Consider the following 833-nt stretch of genomic DNA (forward strand, 5'->3'; position numbering starts at 1 on the left):
GGGCGTTAAGTTGCAGGGTATAGACCCGAAACCCGGTGATCTAGCCATGGGCAGGTTGAAGGTTGGGTAACACTAACTGGAGGACCGAACCGACTAATGTTGAAAAATTAGCGGATGACCTGTGGCTGGGGGTGAAAGGCCAATCAAACCGGGAGATAGCTGGTTCTCCCCGAAAGCTATTTAGGTAGCGCCTCGTGAATTCATCTCCGGGGGTAGAGCACTGTTTCGGCTAGGGGGCCATCCCGGCTTACCAACCCGATGCAAACTGCGAATACCGGAGAATGTTATCACGGGAGACACACGGCGGGTGCTAACGTCCGTCGTGAAGAGGGAAACAACCCAGACCGCCAGCTAAGGTCCCAAAGTCATGGTTAAGTGGGAAACGATGTGGGAAGGCCCAGACAGCCAGGATGTTGGCTTAGAAGCAGCCATCATTTAAAGAAAGCGTAATAGCTCACTGGTCGAGTCGGCCTGCGCGGAAGATGTAACGGGGCTAAACCATGCACCGAAGCTGCGGCAGCGACACTCAGGTGTTGTTGGGTAGGGGAGCGTTCTGTAAGCCTGTGAAGGTGTGTCGTGAGGCATGCTGGAGGTATCAGAAGTGCGAATGCTGACATAAGTAACGATAAAGCGGGTGAAAAGCCCGCTCGCCGGAAGACCAAGGGTTCCTGTCCAACGTTAATCGGGGCAGGGTGAGTCGACCCCTAAGGCGAGGCCGAAAGGCGTAGTCGATGGGAAACGGGTTAATATTCCCGTACTTGGTGTTACTGCGAAGGGGGGACGGAGAAGGCTATGTTGGCCGGGCGACGGTTGTCCCGGTTTAAGCGTGTAGG

At 55.1% G+C, this 833-nt stretch carries 1 rRNA gene; it reads left to right on the plus strand.

The window, feature by feature from the left end:
- A 23S ribosomal RNA gene (locus ACLJTG_RS23645) occupies nt 1–833 on the plus strand; the annotation flags it as partial.

The sequence above is a fragment of the Salmonella sp. SAL00672 genome (assembly GCF_046552175.1).
Classification (GTDB): Bacteria; Pseudomonadota; Gammaproteobacteria; order Enterobacterales; family Enterobacteriaceae; genus Salmonella; species Salmonella enterica.